Raw genomic sequence first — 15,380 nt, forward strand, 5'->3', positions numbered from 1 at the left:
CCGGACCCGTCCGTCCAGGCTGCCCACGCCGGGCGTCACCGGCGAATCCACACCTGCTGCCAACCTCCGTGCCGGGGTGCCTGAAAACTCCTTTGGGATCATTCCCTTAGGGTCGAAGGTTCGGACACGGAAGCCGCAGGGAGGCCCAACCCCGGAACCCTGCCCTCGCGGGCAACCGCCATCCCATTCCCGGCGGCCGGTTCCACGTTCATGGAGTTCAAGCAATGCCCCAAGTCACCATGCGCCAGATGCTGGAAGCCGGCGTCCATTTCGGCCACCAGACCCGCTACTGGAACCCCAAGATGGCGCCGTACATCTTCGGCGCCCGCGGCAAGATCCACATCATCAACCTCGAGAAGACCGTTCCGCTGTTCAACGATGCGATGAACTTCCTCTCGGGCGTGGCCCAGAAGCGCGGCACCGTGCTGTTCGTCGGCACCAAGCGCAGCGCGCGCGAAGCCATCAAGGAAGAAGCCGAGCGTTGCGGCATGCCGTACATGACCCAGCGCTGGCTGGGCGGCACCCTGACCAACTTCGCCACCGTGAAGAAGTCGGTCGCCCGCCTGAAGGAACTGGAAGCCGCTGAAACCGACGGCACCTTCGAGAAGCTGGTCAAGCACGAAGTGCTGGGCCTGCGCCGCGAGCGCGAGAAGCTGGAAGCCTCGCTGGGCGGCATCAAGGACATGAACCGCCTGCCGGACGCCCTGTTCGTCATCGACATCGGCCATGAAGATATCGCCATCAAGGAAGCCAAGAAGCTCGGCATCCCGGTGATCGCGGTGGTCGACTCGAACTACGACCCGGCCTTGGTCGACTACGCCATCCCCGGCAACGACGACGCCATCCGCGCCGTGCAGCTGTATGCCCGCGCCGCCGCTGACGCCGTGCTGGAAGGCAAGGCCGCTTCGCCGAACGCCGCGACCGTCCGCGAGGAAGAGTTCGTGGAATCGGACGAGGAAGGCAAGGGCCGCCGTGCCCCGGCCAAGAAGGCCGGCAAGAAGGCCGACGAAGCCGCCGCGGCCGAGTAATCGCGCTGCAACGCCGCCGCGCCACAGTGCGCGGCGGCATCCGATGCCTACAGGCGGGCCATGACCCGCCTTATTCAATCCGTCGGCGGGCTCCCCGCCCGCCCAACGAAATCCGCAAATCGAGGTAATCCCGTGGAAATCACCGCTTCCCTGGTCAAGGAACTGCGCGAGCGCACCGGCGCCGGCATGATGGAGTGCAAGAAGGCGCTCACCGAGAACAACGGCGACATCGACGTGGCCGCCGAATGGCTGCGCAAGTCCGGCCTGGCCAAGGCCGACAAGAAGGCCGGTCGCGTGGCCGCCGAAGGCCGCATCGCGGTCGCCCAGGACGGCGGCAAGGCCGTGCTGGTTGAAATCAACTCCGAGACCGACTTCGTCGCCAAGGACGGTAATTTCGTCGGCTTCACCGACACCGTCGCCCAGGTCGCCCTGGCCTCCGGCGCCGCCGATGCCGAAGCCCTGAAGACCGCCAAGTTCCCGTCCGGCGAAACCGTCGAGGAAGCCCGCGCCGCCGTCATCTCCAAGGTCGGCGAGAACGTGCAGGTCCGTCGCCTGGTCCGCGCCGACAGCAGCAACAACGTCGCGGCCTACGTGCACGGCGGCCGCATCGGCGTGCTGATCGAGGTCAAGGGCGGCGACGCCGAACTGGCCCGCGGCTTGGCGATGCACGTGGCGGCGATGAACCCGCCGTACATCAAGGCATCCGACGTGCCGGCCGACTTCGTCGCCAAGGAAAAGGAAATCGAGCTGGCCAAGATGTCCGACAAGGACAAGGCCAAGCCGGCCGAGATCCTGGAGAAGATCATCAGCGGCAAGATCGCCAAGATCGTCAACGAGGTCACCCTGTACGGCCAGCCGTACGTGCTGGATACCAACCAGACCGTCGAGGCGGTGCTGAAGGCCGCCGGCGCCGAAGTCGTCAGCAGCCAGCGCCTGGCCGTCGGCGAAGGCATCGAGAAGGTGGTCGAAGACTACGCCGCCGAAGTGATGAAGCAGGCCGGCCTGGCCTGATTTCCTCCTCGGAAGGAATCGAAGAAGCCGCGGGAAACCGCGGCTTTTTTTCGTTTTGGGAACCATGGTCGAGACCGCTTCCACTGGCGTTGCCGCCGTTCGTCGGCGCGCTTGCGGCGACCGCTAAACTTCCACGCGCATCGGCCGATAGCGAGGCGAGGGTGGCAGGAGCGCCACCGCCATACGACAAGGTCCAGCCGCGCGCGATGCGAGCCGAATTCGAAGCCAAGCTATCTTGCTGCCGCGATCTGCCCTCTCCGCCGGGGGTGGCACTGCGGATCCTCGCGCTTGCGCGGGATCCCGACGTCGTGATGGCCACCGCGGCCGACACCATCGGCCTGGACGCGGCGCTGACAGCCCGCATGCTGCGCATCGCCAACTCGCCGCTCTATGCCAGCCGCCGGCGGGTGGAGAACCTGAGCCAGGCACTCACCCTGCTGGGTCTCAATGCCACCCTGACCCTCGCGCTCGGTTTCTCGCTCGCTTCGGGAATGCGCTCGCGCCACCAGGCCGATGCGCAGTGCGAGGAAAAGGTCTGGCGGCGCAGCGTCATCGCCGCGCTCGCCAGCCGCCTGCTGGGCGAACGGATTGGCCAGCGCCGGCTCGAGGAACTGATGCTCGCGGGCCTGCTGCAGGACATCGGCATCCTCGGCCTGCTGCAACTGGACCGCAAAACCTATGCGCCGCTGCTGACGGCCAGCCCGGACAACGCCAGCCTGCTGCGACGCGAGCGCGAACAGTTCGGCTGCGATCACGCCGAAGTCGGGCACTGGATGGCGCGCTACTGGAACCTGCCCCCGCTGCTGCAGGACGCCATCGGAGCCAGCGAATCGAAACATGTCCCCTCGCCCTTCGACGCCTGCGTGGCCGTTTCCGGCTTCCTCGCGGATCTGTGGATCGAGGAGGACGCCGACGCCGCGCGCCTGCGCGCCATCGAGGCCGCGCACAGCCACCTGTCGCTGGATGTGGTCGCCGTGGACGGGGTCATCGAGCAGGTCGGCAAGATGTTGCCCGAAATCGCCACCATGTTCGAAGTGCGCATCACCCAGCCGCGCCGCATCGCCGCGCTCCTGCAGGAAGCGCGCGAACTGCTGGTGCTGCGGAACCTGCGCGAGATCCAGGACGCCGCGCGCGCGCGCAAGGATGCGGACGAGTTCGAGCACCGCGCCCGGCGCCTGGCCGAGGAGGCGCGACGGGATCCACTCACCGGCGTCTACAACCGCACCCAGCTGGAAAGCGTGCTGGAGAAGGAATTCGAAACCTCGTCCCGGCACGGCTGGCCCCTGTCCATCGCCTTCGTCGACCTGGACGACTTCAAGAAAATCAACGACGGCTGGGGCCATCTGGTCGGCGACCAGGTGCTGCGCAGCTTCGCCTCCACCCTGCAGCAACACCTGCGCGGCAGCGACATCGTCGCCCGCTATGGCGGCGAGGAATTCCTGATCGTCCTGCCCGGCACCGACGAGCGCGCCGCGCTGGGCGTGATGCGCCGGATCCTGGCCGAGGTCGGGCAGGCGCCGATGACCCGGGTGGATGGTCGCCCCCTGCACGTGACCTTCTCCGCCGGCCTCGCCACGCACGGCGCGCTGGAACAGTTCACCCACGTCGATCAACTGCTGCAGGCTGCCGACGAAGCGCTGTATGGCGCCAAGCGCGAGGGGCGCAACCGGGTCGTGGCCGGGCTCGTGGAGGACTGAACCGCACGCGACCGCGCCAGCTCCGGCAGGCGCGATCCCGCGATTGCGCCTGACGGCCCCGCTCCGCTCGGCTAGAATTGCGGCGTTTGCCCCTTCGCCGAGAGCCCCCATGACCACACCCCTCGCCTATCGCCGCATCCTGCTCAAACTTTCCGGCGAGGCGCTGATGGGGTCAGAGGACTACGGCATCGACCCGGTCGTGATCGGGCGGATCGCGCGTGAAATCATCGAAGCCCGCGACGCGGGCGCCGAAATCGGCTTGGTCATCGGCGGCGGCAACATCTTCCGCGGCGCCGGCCTGGCCGCCGGCGGCATGGACCGGGTGACCGGCGACCAGATGGGCATGCTGGCCACCGTGATCAACGCGCTGGCGATGCAGGACGCGCTGGAAAAACTGGGCGCCAAGGTCCGGGTGATGAGCGCGATCAAGATCAACGACGTGTGCGAGGACTACATCCGCCGCCGCGCCGTGCGCCACCTGGAAAAGGGCCGCATCGCGATTTTCGCCGCCGGCACCGGCAACCCGTTCTTCACCACCGATTCCGGCGCGGCCTTGCGCGCAATCGAGATCGGCGCGGATCTGCTGCTGAAGGCCACCAAGGTCGACGGTGTCTACGACAAGGATCCGAGCAAGCACGCCGACGCCCAGCGCTACGAGCAGCTGACCTACGACGAGGTCATCGCCCGCGATCTGCAGGTGATGGATACCGCCGCGTTCGCGCTCTGCCGCGACAGCGACGTGCCGCTGCGCATCTACGACCTGTCGGTCCCCGGCAATCTCATGCGCATCCTGCGCGGCGAAAACATCGGCACCCTGGTAAAGGGCCGCGGCTGAGCCGCCGGTCCGATCCCGAATCCCCAATCCAGAATTACCCCTCGCTGTAATAGTGTCCGCCGCGTCCGCGCGGCACCCTGTGCGGCATGGGACATTCACACGGCTCGCACGCCCACGCGCACGGTTCGGCCACCCGCACCTTCGCGCTGGTCACCCTGATCAACCTCGCCTACACCGCCCTGGAGGCGGGTTACGGCTTCTACACCAACTCGCTCGCGCTCCTGTCCGACGCCCTGCACAACCTGGGCGACGTGCTCGGACTCGGCCTGGCCTGGGCGGCGGCGGCGCTCGCGCGGCGTCCCCCGACCAGCAGCCACACCTACGGATGGCGCCGGGCCACCTTGCTCTCCCCGCTCGCGAATTCGGTTCTGCTGATGGTGTTCTCAGGCGCGCTGGGCTGGGAGGCGGTCCGCCGCTTCAGCGCGCCGCCGGCGATTCCCGCGACTCCGGTGATCGTGGTCGCCGCCATCGGCATCGCCATCAATCTGGGCGCCGCCTGGCTGGTCCGGGATGGGCACGCGCATGACCTGAACAAGCGCGGCGCCTTCCTGCACCTGATGGCGGACGCGGCGGTCTCGCTCGCGGCGGTGATCGCCGGCCTGGGCATGCTGGCGTTCGGCTGGGCCTGGCTCGACCCGCTGACCGCCCTGCTGATCGGCGTGGTCATCGCCATCGGGACCTTCGGCCTGCTGCGCGACAGCTTCAACGCGGCCATGGACGCGGTCCCGCCCAGCATCGACCAGGCCCAGGTCCAGGCCTTCCTGGCCGGCCAGCCCGGCGTGCAGGCGGTCCATCACCTGCACATCTGGCCGCTGGGTGCCGGCGAAATCGCCCTCACCGCGCACCTGGTGCGGCCGGAGGGCGAGGATCACGACGCCTTCATCGATGCCACCCTGCACGCGCTGGACCACCGGTTCGGCATCAACCACGCGACCCTGCAGATCGAGCGCGGCAGCCAGTGCGGGCACGACCTGCATGATGCCGCGCCGCACCATTCGCACTGAGCCTGCCCCGCCCCCGGGGCCGGAACGTCCGCAAAGGTGCCAGGAACGCCTATAATCGGGCGTTTAAGAATTGCCACGGAACCGCTGATGCTCAACGACATCAAGAAAGACGCGCAGGCGCGCATGACCAAGAGCATCGACGCCTTGCGTCACACCCTGATCAAGGTGCGTACCGGCCGCGCCTCCACCGCCCTGGTCGAACACCTGAAGGTCAACTACTACGGTTCCGACGTACCGCTGAGCCAGGTCGCCACCGTTGCCGTCTCCGACGCGCGTTCGCTGACCATCACCCCGTGGGAAAAGCAGATCGTCGGCGCGGTCGAGAAGGCCATCCTGGCCTCCGATCTGGGCCTGACCCCGAACACCGCCGGCACCACCATCCGCCTCAACCTGCCTGCGCTCACCGAAGAGCGCCGCCGCGAACTGTCCAAGGTCGTGCATGGCGAAGGCGAGGACACCAAGGTCGCCATCCGCAACATCCGCCGTGACGCCAACCAGCAGGTCAAGGACCTGCTGAAGGACAAGCAGATCACCGAGGACGAGGAGCGTCGCGCGGAAGAAGAGATCCAGAAGCTGACCGACAAGTCGATCAAGGACGTGGACGACGTGGTCAAGGCCAAGGAACAGGAATTGATGGCGGTCTGAGGACTGCCATGTCCACCGCCAGACCCGGGATTCCACGTCATCTGGCCGTCATCATGGACGGCAACGGACGCTGGGCGGAACGCCGCCGGCGTCCGCGCGTGATCGGCCATCGCGCCGGCGCCCGCGCGGTGAACGTGTGCATCGACTTCTGCCTGGAGCGCGGCATCGAGGCACTGACCCTGTTCGCCTTTTCCAGCGAGAACTGGGGCCGGCCGGAGGAAGAGGTCGGCGCGCTGATGAAGTTGTTCCTCAACGCGCTGGACCGCGAGGTCGACGAACTCGATCGGCGCGGCGTGCGGGTGCGTTTCATCGGCGAGCGCGAGCGCTTCTCGCCGGCGATCCGGCAACGCATGGAGGCCGCCGAGGCGCAGACCCGCGCCAATGCCCGGCTGAGCCTGGTCATCGCCGCCAGCTATGGTGGCCGTCAGGACATCGCCCAGGCCGCGCGCGCGCTGGCAGCCGAAGTCGCGGCCGGCCGGCTGCGGCCCGAGGACATCGACGAGGCGGCGATGGGCCGCTGCGTCGCACTGGCCGATCTGCCGCCTCCGGATCTGTTCATCCGCACCGGCGGCGATCACCGGGTCAGCAACTTCCTGTTGTGGCAACTGGCCTATACCGAACTCTGGTTCACCGAACTGCTGTGGCCGGACATGGACGCGGCGACCCTGCAACGCGCGCTGGACGACTATGCCGGCCGCGAGCGCCGCTTCGGCCTGACCAGCGCCCAGATCGCGCACGGCGCGACGGAGAACACTTCCGCATGAGCAATCCCGGCGGCACCAAGGTCCGCGTAATCGCGGCATTGACGATGGCGCCGATCGCCATCGCGGCCATCCTCCTGCTGTCCACACCCTGGCTGTCGGCACTGGCCGCGCTGGTGTTCCTGGTCGGCCTGTGGGAATGGTTCAAGCTGGCGGAAATCGACGACACCCTGCCGCGCACCCTGCTGCTGCTCGCCAACCTGCTGCTGATGGTGCTGCTGGTCTGGGCCTCGGCCGGCTCGCCGGATCTGGTGCCGTTGCGGCTGGTCTCCCTGTTGGGCGTGTTCTGGTGGGTGCTGGCGCTGCTGTGGCTGCGCTTCTTCGATTTCGCCTCGGATCACGAGACCTGGGCCCGTGGTTTCAAGCTGGCCGCCGGAACCCTGGCGATCGTGCCGGCCTGGTGCGCGCTCTGCCTGATCCATGCCGGCCAGCCCTACGGCCACCGCTGGTTGTTCGTGGCCCTGGCGATCGTCTGGGCCGCCGACAGCGGCGCCTACTTCGCCGGCCGTCATTTCGGCGGCCGCCTGTTCGGCCGCAAGCTGGCGCCGCGCATCAGCCCCAACAAGACCATCGAGGGCGTATTCGGCGGTGTCGTGGCTGGCCTGCTGGTGGGCGCGGCCGGTGCGTTCTTCGCCGGTGCCGGCCTGATCGAGCTGCCCTACGTGCTCATCGTCGCGGTGGCAACGGTACTGTTCTCGGTGGTCGGCGACCTGTTCGAGAGTCTGCTCAAGCGCCATGTCGGCGCCAAGGACTCCGGCGACGTCATCCCGGGCCATGGCGGCGTGCTCGACCGCATCGACGGCGTGCTGGCCGCGCTGCCGATCTTCGCGCTGGGCAAGGAACTGTTCGGGTTCTGACATGGCAACCGGCAGCACGCTCCAGCGGGTGGCGGTGTTCGGCGCCACCGGTTCCATCGGCGCCTCGGCGCTGGACGTGATCGCGCGCCATCCGCAGCGCCTGCAGGCCTCGGTGCTGGCCGCCGGCAGCCAGGTGGAAGCGCTGCTCGAACTGTGCCAGCGCCACCAGCCACGCCATGCGGTCATCGCCCGCGATGACCTCTATCCGGCCCTGCGCGACGGCCTGCGCGAGCGTGGGCTGGCCACCCAGGCCCACGCCGGAATGGACACGCTGGACAGTCTGGCCGCCGGCGGAGAATGCGACACCGTGGTGGCCGCGATCGTCGGCGCGGCCGGCCTCTCCTCGACCCTGGCCGCCGCGCGCGCGGGCAAGCGCCTGCTGCTGGCGAACAAGGAATCGCTGGTCCTCGCCGGCGAGTTGATGACCCGCGCCTGCGATGCCGCCGGCGCCGAAATCATTCCCATCGACAGCGAACACAACGCCATCTTCCAGTGCCTGCGTTCACGCCAGGCTAAGGACGACGTTCGCCGCATCGTGCTGACCGCCTCCGGCGGGCCGTTCCGCGGCCGCAGCCGCGCCGAGCTGGCCGGGGTCACGCCCGAGCAGGCGGTCGCGCATCCAAAATGGTCGATGGGACCGAAAATCTCGGTCGACTCCGCGACCCTGATGAACAAGGGCCTGGAACTGATCGAGGCGCATCACCTGTTCGGCCTGTCCGGGGACCGACTGGGCGTGCTGGTCCATCCGCAAAGCCTGGTGCACTCGCTGGTGGAGTTCGTGGACGGCTCCACCCTCGCGCAACTGGGCCTGCCGGACATGCGGACCGCATTGGCGGTGGGCCTGGGCTGGCCCGACCGGATCGATTCCGGCGTAGCCGGGCTGGACCTGCTGACGCAGGGGCGGCTGGACTTCGAGGCCCCGGATACGGACGCCTTCCCGTGCTTGCGGCTGGCCTGCGAGGCACTGGACGCGGGCGGCACCGCGCCCGCGGTCCTGAACGCGGCCAACGAAGTGGCCGTTTCAGCCTTTCTTCAGGGCAAAATCCGTTTCCTATCCATTCCCGCGCTGGTCGAGGAAGCCCTCGCCGCGCTGCCCGCCGCGCCGGCGGATTCACTGGAGGCGCTGCTGGAAGCCGATGCACGGGCCCGACGCATCACCGAAACCACCATCGCAGGTCATGCCGCCCGTGCTTGAGCGCCCTTTCACAACCCGTGAGCGGTTCCGATGAGCGAGGTGCTGGGCTCCCTGCTGTGGATGATCGTGGCCATCGGCGTGCTGGTCACCTTCCATGAGTTCGGCCACTACTGGGTGGCCCGTCGTTGCGGGGTCAAGGTGTTGCGCTTTTCGGTCGGTTTCGGCCGCCCGCTGTGGTCGCGCCGGAACCGTCATGGCACCGAGTTCGCGATTGCCGCCATCCCGCTGGGTGGCTACGTCAAGATGCTGGACGAGGCCGAAGGCGAGGTCACCGTCGCCGAGCAGCCCCAGGCGTTCAACCGCAAGCCGGTCCTGCAGCGGATCGCCATCGTCGCGGCCGGCCCGATCGCCAACCTGGTGCTGTGCGTGGCGCTGCTGTGGGCGATGTTCGTCATCGGCCGCCCGGACTATTCCGCCACCCTGGGACCGACCATCGGTATTGCCGCCGAAGCCGGCCTGCACGGCGGCGACCGCATCGAGGCGGTCGACGGCCGGACCATCAACACGTGGATGGAAGCGCTGCAGACCCTGACCATGGCGGCGATGGACGGCCGCGATGCGCGGTTGCGGGTCATCGACGCCAATGGCAACGAACAGGATCGGACCCTGGCCCTGTCCAGACTGCCGGTCGGCTTCAACCAGGAAAACGTGGGAGGGGCCGCCGGCCTCTCCTGGCGCCACCTGCTGCTGCCGGCGACCGTCGCCGCGATCAAGCCGGGCAGCGCCGCGGATGGCGTGCTCAAGCCTGGCGACACCATCACCGCGGTGGATGGCCAAGCCGTGCACCAGTTTGGCGACCTTTATCCGCTGGTCGACCAATTGGGCCGGCGCGGCGGCGCGGCCATGATCGAGGTCGACCGCGAGGGTTCGCGGCATGCCTTCGAACTGCAACCCCGGCAAATCAAGGATCCGGAAACCGGCAAGGTCGCCTGGGCGCTGGGCCTGGAGCCTCCCAGGTCGCTGCCACCGGCCGAGTACGACGCCCTTCAGCAGTTCGGCCCCCTCGCCGCCGTCCCGGCCGCCCTGCGCGAGACCGGCAAGATGACCGCCGATTCGCTGGGGATGATCCGGCGCATGCTGACCGGGCACGCCTCGGTCAAGAACGTGTCCGGCCCCATCACCATCGCCCGGGTCGCCAACAACACCGCCAAGCGGGGCGTGGCCTGGTTTCTCTATTTCCTGGCGCTGGTGTCGCTCAGCCTGGCCATCCTTAACCTGCTGCCCATCCCCGTCTTGGACGGCGGACACCTGCTGTATTACCTTATTGAGTTGGTCAAGGGCAGTCCGTTGAGCGAACGCAGCATGGTGACCGGGCAGTACATCGGCCTGGCCCTGCTGGCGGGCCTGATGGGTCTGGCGTTCTACAACGACATCCTCCGTCTGGTGACTTGATGCTTTTGAACTTTTTTGTGCCGGTCTGCTCAAAGCCCGCCAGCCCCCAGCATGACTTTTCCCGGCAAACGCCTGCAGTGCAGGCCCGCCACCTACCGGATGTGATGATGACGCGACAGCCCACCCGCCGCCTGCTCGCCCTGGCCCTGGCCTCGGCCCTTACCGCCCCCGCCTGGGCGCAGACGGCCCTGCCCCCCATCGTCGCTCCCGCCGAAGCAGAGGCAGGCAGCTTCACCGCCAGCGACATCCGCATCGATGGCCTGCAACGCATCTCCGCCGGTACCGTCCTGACCTACCTGCCGATCGAACGTGGCGACACCGTCACCTCCTCGCGCGTGGGCGATGCCATCCGTGCGCTGTACAAGACCGGCTTCTTCCAGGACGTACGGCTGGATCGCCAGGACAACATCCTGGTGGTCACCGTGGTCGAACGACCCGCCATCAACAAGCTGACCGTCACCGGCAACAAGGACATCAAGACCGAGCAGTTGATGACCGGCCTGAAGGACATCGGCCTGTCCGAGGGCGACACCTTCGATCGCCTCAGCCTGGACCGTGTCACCCAGGAACTGATCAAGCAGTACAACAACCGCGGCAAGTACAACGTCGAAATCACCCCGACGGTCAGCCCGCTGGACCGCAACCGCGTCGACATCACCATCGCCATCAAGGAAGGCAAGGCCGCCAAGATCCGCCACGTCAACCTGGTCGGCACCGAGAAATTCCAGAACGAGGACATCCTCAAGACCTGGGAATCCAAGGAGCACAACTGGCTGTCCTGGTACCGTCGTGACGATCAATACTCCAAGGAAAAGCTCTCCGGCGACATGGAGAAGCTGAACTCCTGGTACCTGGATCGCGGCTACGTCGACTTCAGCATCGATTCCACCCAGGTGTCGATCAGCCCCGACAAGCGCGACATGTTCCTCACCGCCGGCATCACCGAGGGTGAGCAATACAAGGTCTCCGAGGTCAAGGTCACCGGCGATACCGTGCTGCCGCAGGAGAACGTCGAGCGCATGGTGATCGTCAAGCCCGGCCAGATCTTCTCGCGCCGGCTGCTGGAAATCACTTCCGATGGCATTACCGCCACCCTCAGCAACATCGGCTACGCGTTCGCCCAGGTCAACCCGATTCCGTCGGTGGACCGCGAGAAGCGCACCGTCGCGCTGAACTTCCAGGTCGTGCCCGGCCCGCGCGTCAACGTCCGCCGCATCGTCTTCAAGGGCAACGCGCGCACCTCCGACGAGGTCATGCGCCGCGAGATGCGCCAGTTCGAAGGCTCCTGGTATTCGCAGGCGGCGATCGACCGTTCCAAGATCCGCCTGCAGCGCCTGGGCTACTTCGAGACCGTCGATGTCGAGACACCCGCGGTCCCCGGCACCAACGACCAGGTCGACGTGGTCTATACGGTCAAGGAAACCACTTCGGGCAGCTTCGTGTTCGGCCTGGGCTACTCGCAGCTGTCCGGCATGACCACCTCGATCCAGCTGTCGCAGAACAACTTCCTCGGCAGCGGCAACCGCGTGTCGGTGGAGGCGCAGCGCAGCGACTACCTGCAGCGCTACTCGTTCTCGTTCCTGAACCCGTTCTTCACCGACGAGGGCATGTCGCTCGGCTACAACCTGTGGTGGCGCGAGTACGACTATTCCGACTTCAACACCGCGCAGTACTCCAGCACGAGCGCCGCGGCGCAGGCCGTCCTGGGCCTGCCGTTGACCGAAACCGACAGCGTGTCGCTGCTGTTCGGCATCGATCGCAACCAGATCAACTACAACAGCGCGACGCCGAGTTCGATCGTGGATTACATCAACGCGATCGGCCAGCGCACCTTCCACGCCTGGCGCTCGGAAATCGGCTGGGCGCGCGATACCCGCAACGACTACTTCATGCCCACCGCCGGTACCTACCAGCGCGTGTCGGCCGAAATCACCCTGCCCGGTTCGACGGTGGAGTACTACAAGCTCAATTACGAGTTCTCCAAGTACTGGCCGCTCACCCCGTCGCTGGTCCTGAATACCCGCTTCGATTTCGGTTATGGCGATAGCTGGGGTAGCGACACCAGCCGCAACGTCTGTCGCATGCTGCCCACCGACCCTTCGATTCCCGGCCAGGCCAATCCGGCGGCAGCGACGGACAGCACCGGCGCCTGCGCACCTGGTTCGGTGCTGGATCGCACCCTGACCGCCACCGGCCTGCCGTTCTTCGAGAACTTCTACGCCGGCGGCGTGCGTTCGGTGCGCGGCTTCAGTGACAACACGCTGGGACCGCGTTCGGAAGCCAATGGCTACTACTGGCGCGGCCAGCCGCTGGGCGGCTCGCTGAAGACGGTCGGTTCGCTGGAAATGTATTTCCCGCGCCTGTTCGATTCCAACGCGGCACGCATTTCGGCATTCTTCGACTTCGGCAACGTGTTCGACGGCTACGACAACTTCGATGCCGGTGAACTGCGTGCGTCCGCGGGCGTGGCGCTGCTGTGGCGCGCACCGGTCGGTCCGATCTCGATCAGCTATGCGTTCCCGCTGAAGAAGAAGGACGGCGACGAAATCGAACGCCTGCAGTTCACCTTCGGCGGCGGCTTCTGATCGAAGGCGCCGCGTACGGGGGCTCCATCGCCCCCCGTATGGTGTAGCCCGTATTTCCCGTGTCCCGGGGGGTACGGTGACCAAAGGGAGCGAGGCGCTACAATTGCGCCCCATGACCGTTTCCCCCCTTTCCGCCGCCGCGCTCGCCGAGCGCTTCTCGCTGGGCCTGCATGGCGATGGCGCCGTGGCCGTCGACGGCGTGGCGACCCTCGCCCGCGCCGGCCGCCACCAGCTCGCCTTCCTGGCCAACTCCCGCTACCGCTCGCAGCTGGCCGAATCGGCCGCGGGCATTGTCGTGCTGCGTGCCGATGACGCCGAAGCGGCGCCGGGCACGGCACTCATCGCCAAGGATCCGTACACGGCTTTCGCCAAGATCGCGGCGCTGTTCGAACAACGCCCCGCCCGCCCAGCGGGCATCCATCCCAGCGCGGTGATCGATCCCTCGGCCCGGGTATCGCCCGGCGCGCATGTCGGTCCCTTCGTCAGCATCGGCGCCCGTGCCGAACTCGGCGAGGGTTGCATCATCGGCCCGCACTGCGTCATCGGCGACGATTGCGTCGTCGGGGCCGGCAGCGAGCTGATCGCGCGGGTCACCCTGGTCGTCCGTGTGCGCCTGGGTCAGCGTGTGCTGATCCACCCGGGCGCTGTGCTGGGCGCCGACGGTTTCGGGCTGGCGATGGATGCCGGCCACTGGATCAAGGTACCGCAACAGGGTGGCGTGGTGGTCGGCGACGACTGCGAGATTGGCGCCAACACCACCATTGATCGCGGCGCGCTCGACGATACCGTGCTGGAAGAAGACGTTCGCCTGGACAACCAGATCCAGATCGGCCACAACGTGCGCATCGGCGCGCATACCGCGATGGCCGGCTGCAGCGCCGCCGCCGGCAGCGCGAAGATCGGCCGCTACTGCCTGATTGGCGGCGCCGCCGGCGTCCTCGGCCACCTGGAAATCTGCGATCGGGTGGTCATCACCGCGATGTCGCTGGTCACCAGCTCCATCCATGAGCCGGGCGAATACTCGTCCGGCACCCCGCTTACCGACAACCGGACCTGGCGCAAGAACGCCGCCCGGTTCAAGCAACTCGACGCACTGGCACGCCGTGTGCTGGCCGCGGACAAGGAATGAACATGACCGAAACCGAAGTAAAGCTGCCCATCGACGTCGTCACCATCCAGAAGCTGCTGCCGCACCGCTATCCATTCCTGCTGGTGGACAAGGTGGTGGAGTTCGAAGCGCACAAGCGCATCGTCGGCATCAAGAACGTGACCATCAACGAGCCATTCTTCCAGGGCCACTTCCCCGGCCATCCGGTGATGCCCGGTGTACTGGTGATCGAGGCCCTGGCACAGGCCGGCGGCGTGCTGACCCAGATTTCGCGGGGCCTGTGCGGTGGCGACAGGCTGTTCTACCTGGTCAAGGTCGACAACGTCCGCTTCTCGCGCATGGTGGTACCCGGCGACGTGCTGGAGCTGCATGTGGAAATCAAGCGGGTCATCCGCAACATGACCCTGTACACCTGCGTGGCCAAGGTCGCCGGCAACGAGGTCGCCAGCGCCGAGGTGTTGTGCGCCGAGACCCCGGCATGAGCACCGATATCCATCCGAGCGCGGTCATCGATCCGGGCGCGCGCCTGGGGTCTAACGTGCGCGTCGGTCCGTTCAGCCTGATCGGCGCCGGCGTCGAGATCGGCGATGGCAGCGTCATCGGCCCGCATTGCAGCGTGACCGGTCCCACCCGCATCGGCCGCGACAACCACCTGGTCGGCCATGTCGCCGCGGGCGGGGATCCACAGGACAAGAAGTTCGCCGGCGAGCGCACCGAACTGGTCATCGGCGATCGCAACATCATCCGCGAGTTCGTCACCCTCAACCGGGGCACCGGCACCGGCGGCGGCATCACCCGCATCGGCGACGACAACCTGCTGCTGGCCTATACGCATGTCGCGCACGACTGCGTCATCGGCAACCACTGCGTGTTCTCCAACAACTCGACCCTGGCCGGGCACGTCACCGTCGAGGACTGGGTGATCATGAGCGGCTTCTCCGGCGCCCACCAGTTCTGCCGCATCGGCGCGCACGCCTTCATCGGCATGGGCGCGCTGGTCAATGGCGACGTCCCGCCGTACACCATGGTCGGCAGCGATTCACTGGGCCGGCCACGTGGCATCAACAGCGAGGGTTTGAAGCGTCGCGGCTTCGACAGCGAACGCATCAGCGCGATCAAGCGTGCCTACCGCACCCTGTACGTGGCTGGACTGCCGCTGGCCGAGGCCAAGCAGCAACTGGCCGAACAGGCGCAGTCCAGCGATGACGTTCGTGCCCTGCTCGACTTCATCGAACGCGGCGAGAGGCCGCTGCTGAGATGAA

14 protein-coding genes are annotated in these 15,380 nt (G+C 67.1%); all 14 read left to right on the forward strand.

What is annotated here, in order from left to right:
• The first annotated feature begins 224 nt into the window (after nucleotides 1–224).
• The 14 genes from rpsB to lpxA all read left to right on the forward strand — a co-directional run bounded on the left by rpsB (nucleotide 225) and on the right by lpxA (nucleotide 15,379).
• Complete coding sequence (gene rpsB / locus FG323_RS05680; RefSeq protein WP_141453552.1) at nucleotides 225–1,028, forward strand: 30S ribosomal protein S2; 804 nt, start codon at nucleotides 225–227, stop codon at nucleotides 1,026–1,028.
• A 132-nt stretch (nucleotides 1,029–1,160) separates the two neighbouring features.
• On the forward strand, nucleotides 1,161–2,039 hold the full coding sequence (gene tsf, locus FG323_RS05685) for a translation elongation factor Ts (protein ID WP_141453553.1): 879 nt from the start codon (nucleotides 1,161–1,163) through the stop codon (nucleotides 2,037–2,039).
• A gap of 206 nt (nucleotides 2,040–2,245) precedes the next feature.
• Nucleotides 2,246–3,736, forward strand: a complete 1,491-nt coding sequence (locus FG323_RS05690) for a GGDEF domain-containing protein (RefSeq protein ID WP_141453554.1) — start codon at nucleotides 2,246–2,248, stop codon at nucleotides 3,734–3,736.
• A gap of 109 nt (nucleotides 3,737–3,845) precedes the next feature.
• Nucleotides 3,846–4,571: a UMP kinase gene (pyrH, locus tag FG323_RS05695; protein WP_141453555.1), complete on the forward strand. Its 726-nt coding sequence runs from the start codon at nucleotides 3,846–3,848 to the stop codon at nucleotides 4,569–4,571.
• A gap of 86 nt (nucleotides 4,572–4,657) precedes the next feature.
• Complete coding sequence (locus FG323_RS05700) at nucleotides 4,658–5,575, forward strand: cation diffusion facilitator family transporter (RefSeq protein WP_141453556.1); 918 nt, start codon at nucleotides 4,658–4,660, stop codon at nucleotides 5,573–5,575.
• 87 nt (nucleotides 5,576–5,662) lie between these two features.
• Nucleotides 5,663–6,220 carry a ribosome recycling factor gene (gene frr, locus FG323_RS05705; protein WP_141453557.1) on the forward strand — a complete coding sequence of 186 codons (558 nt, stop codon included), beginning with the start codon at nucleotides 5,663–5,665 and terminating at the stop codon, nucleotides 6,218–6,220.
• A gap of 8 nt (nucleotides 6,221–6,228) precedes the next feature.
• Nucleotides 6,229–6,984, forward strand: a complete 756-nt coding sequence (uppS, locus tag FG323_RS05710; protein WP_141453558.1) for a polyprenyl diphosphate synthase — start codon at nucleotides 6,229–6,231, stop codon at nucleotides 6,982–6,984.
• Nucleotides 6,981–7,838 (forward strand): phosphatidate cytidylyltransferase, encoded by an 858-nt coding sequence (locus FG323_RS05715; protein WP_141453559.1) that lies wholly within the window; start codon nucleotides 6,981–6,983, stop codon nucleotides 7,836–7,838. The genes uppS and FG323_RS05715 overlap by 4 nt, the downstream gene beginning before the upstream one ends.
• A 1-nt stretch (nucleotide 7,839) precedes the next feature.
• A complete protein-coding gene (locus tag FG323_RS05720) occupies nucleotides 7,840–9,033 on the forward strand; it encodes a 1-deoxy-D-xylulose-5-phosphate reductoisomerase (protein ID WP_141453560.1) in 1,194 nt (397 codons plus the stop codon).
• A gap of 30 nt (nucleotides 9,034–9,063) precedes the next feature.
• Nucleotides 9,064–10,425, forward strand: coding sequence for an RIP metalloprotease RseP (gene rseP / locus FG323_RS05725; RefSeq protein ID WP_141453561.1), 1,362 nt, complete (start codon nucleotides 9,064–9,066; stop codon nucleotides 10,423–10,425).
• A 107-nt stretch (nucleotides 10,426–10,532) separates the two neighbouring features.
• Nucleotides 10,533–13,010 (forward strand): outer membrane protein assembly factor BamA, encoded by a 2,478-nt coding sequence (gene bamA, locus FG323_RS05730; RefSeq protein ID WP_141453562.1) that lies wholly within the window; start codon nucleotides 10,533–10,535, stop codon nucleotides 13,008–13,010.
• A gap of 112 nt (nucleotides 13,011–13,122) precedes the next feature.
• Nucleotides 13,123–14,139 carry a UDP-3-O-(3-hydroxymyristoyl)glucosamine N-acyltransferase gene (gene lpxD, locus FG323_RS05735; RefSeq protein ID WP_141453563.1) on the forward strand — a complete coding sequence of 339 codons (1,017 nt, stop codon included), beginning with the start codon at nucleotides 13,123–13,125 and terminating at the stop codon, nucleotides 14,137–14,139.
• Nucleotides 14,140–14,141: 2 nt separating this feature from the next.
• Entirely contained in the window at nucleotides 14,142–14,600 is a 459-nt protein-coding gene (gene fabZ / locus FG323_RS05740; RefSeq protein ID WP_141453564.1) for a 3-hydroxyacyl-ACP dehydratase FabZ, read from the forward strand.
• The gene (gene lpxA / locus FG323_RS05745; RefSeq protein ID WP_141453565.1) at nucleotides 14,597–15,379 is read left to right on the forward strand and encodes an acyl-ACP--UDP-N-acetylglucosamine O-acyltransferase; all 783 of its coding nucleotides are present in this window, start codon (nucleotides 14,597–14,599) and stop codon (nucleotides 15,377–15,379) included. Before fabZ ends, lpxA begins: the two co-directional genes overlap by 4 nt.
• Nucleotide 15,380: the final 1 nt, after the last annotated feature.

The sequence above is a fragment of the Pseudoxanthomonas sp. z9 genome, from assembly GCF_006542425.1.
Classification (GTDB): domain Bacteria; phylum Pseudomonadota; class Gammaproteobacteria; order Xanthomonadales; family Xanthomonadaceae; genus Pseudoxanthomonas_A.

Excerpts from the sequence above, each read along its gene's own strand:
- rpsB (WP_141453552.1), top strand. The coding sequence starts at position 225 with ATGCCCCAAGTCACCATGCGCCAGATGCTGGAAGCCGGCGTCCATTTC.
- FG323_RS05690 (WP_141453554.1), top strand. The coding sequence starts at position 2,246 with ATGCGAGCCGAATTCGAAGCCAAGCTATCTTGCTGCCGCGATCTGCCC.
- pyrH (WP_141453555.1), top strand. The coding sequence starts at position 3,846 with ATGACCACACCCCTCGCCTATCGCCGCATCCTGCTCAAACTTTCCGGC.
- FG323_RS05700 (WP_141453556.1), top strand. The coding sequence starts at position 4,658 with ATGGGACATTCACACGGCTCGCACGCCCACGCGCACGGTTCGGCCACC.
- frr (WP_141453557.1), top strand. The coding sequence starts at position 5,663 with ATGCTCAACGACATCAAGAAAGACGCGCAGGCGCGCATGACCAAGAGC.
- uppS (WP_141453558.1), top strand. The coding sequence starts at position 6,229 with ATGTCCACCGCCAGACCCGGGATTCCACGTCATCTGGCCGTCATCATG.
- FG323_RS05715 (WP_141453559.1), top strand. The coding sequence starts at position 6,981 with ATGAGCAATCCCGGCGGCACCAAGGTCCGCGTAATCGCGGCATTGACG.
- FG323_RS05720 (WP_141453560.1), top strand. The coding sequence starts at position 7,840 with ATGGCAACCGGCAGCACGCTCCAGCGGGTGGCGGTGTTCGGCGCCACC.
- rseP (WP_141453561.1), top strand. The coding sequence starts at position 9,064 with ATGAGCGAGGTGCTGGGCTCCCTGCTGTGGATGATCGTGGCCATCGGC.
- bamA (WP_141453562.1), top strand. The coding sequence starts at position 10,533 with ATGACGCGACAGCCCACCCGCCGCCTGCTCGCCCTGGCCCTGGCCTCG.
- lpxD (WP_141453563.1), top strand. The coding sequence starts at position 13,123 with ATGACCGTTTCCCCCCTTTCCGCCGCCGCGCTCGCCGAGCGCTTCTCG.
- fabZ (WP_141453564.1), top strand. The coding sequence starts at position 14,142 with ATGACCGAAACCGAAGTAAAGCTGCCCATCGACGTCGTCACCATCCAG.
- lpxA (WP_141453565.1), top strand. The coding sequence starts at position 14,597 with ATGAGCACCGATATCCATCCGAGCGCGGTCATCGATCCGGGCGCGCGC.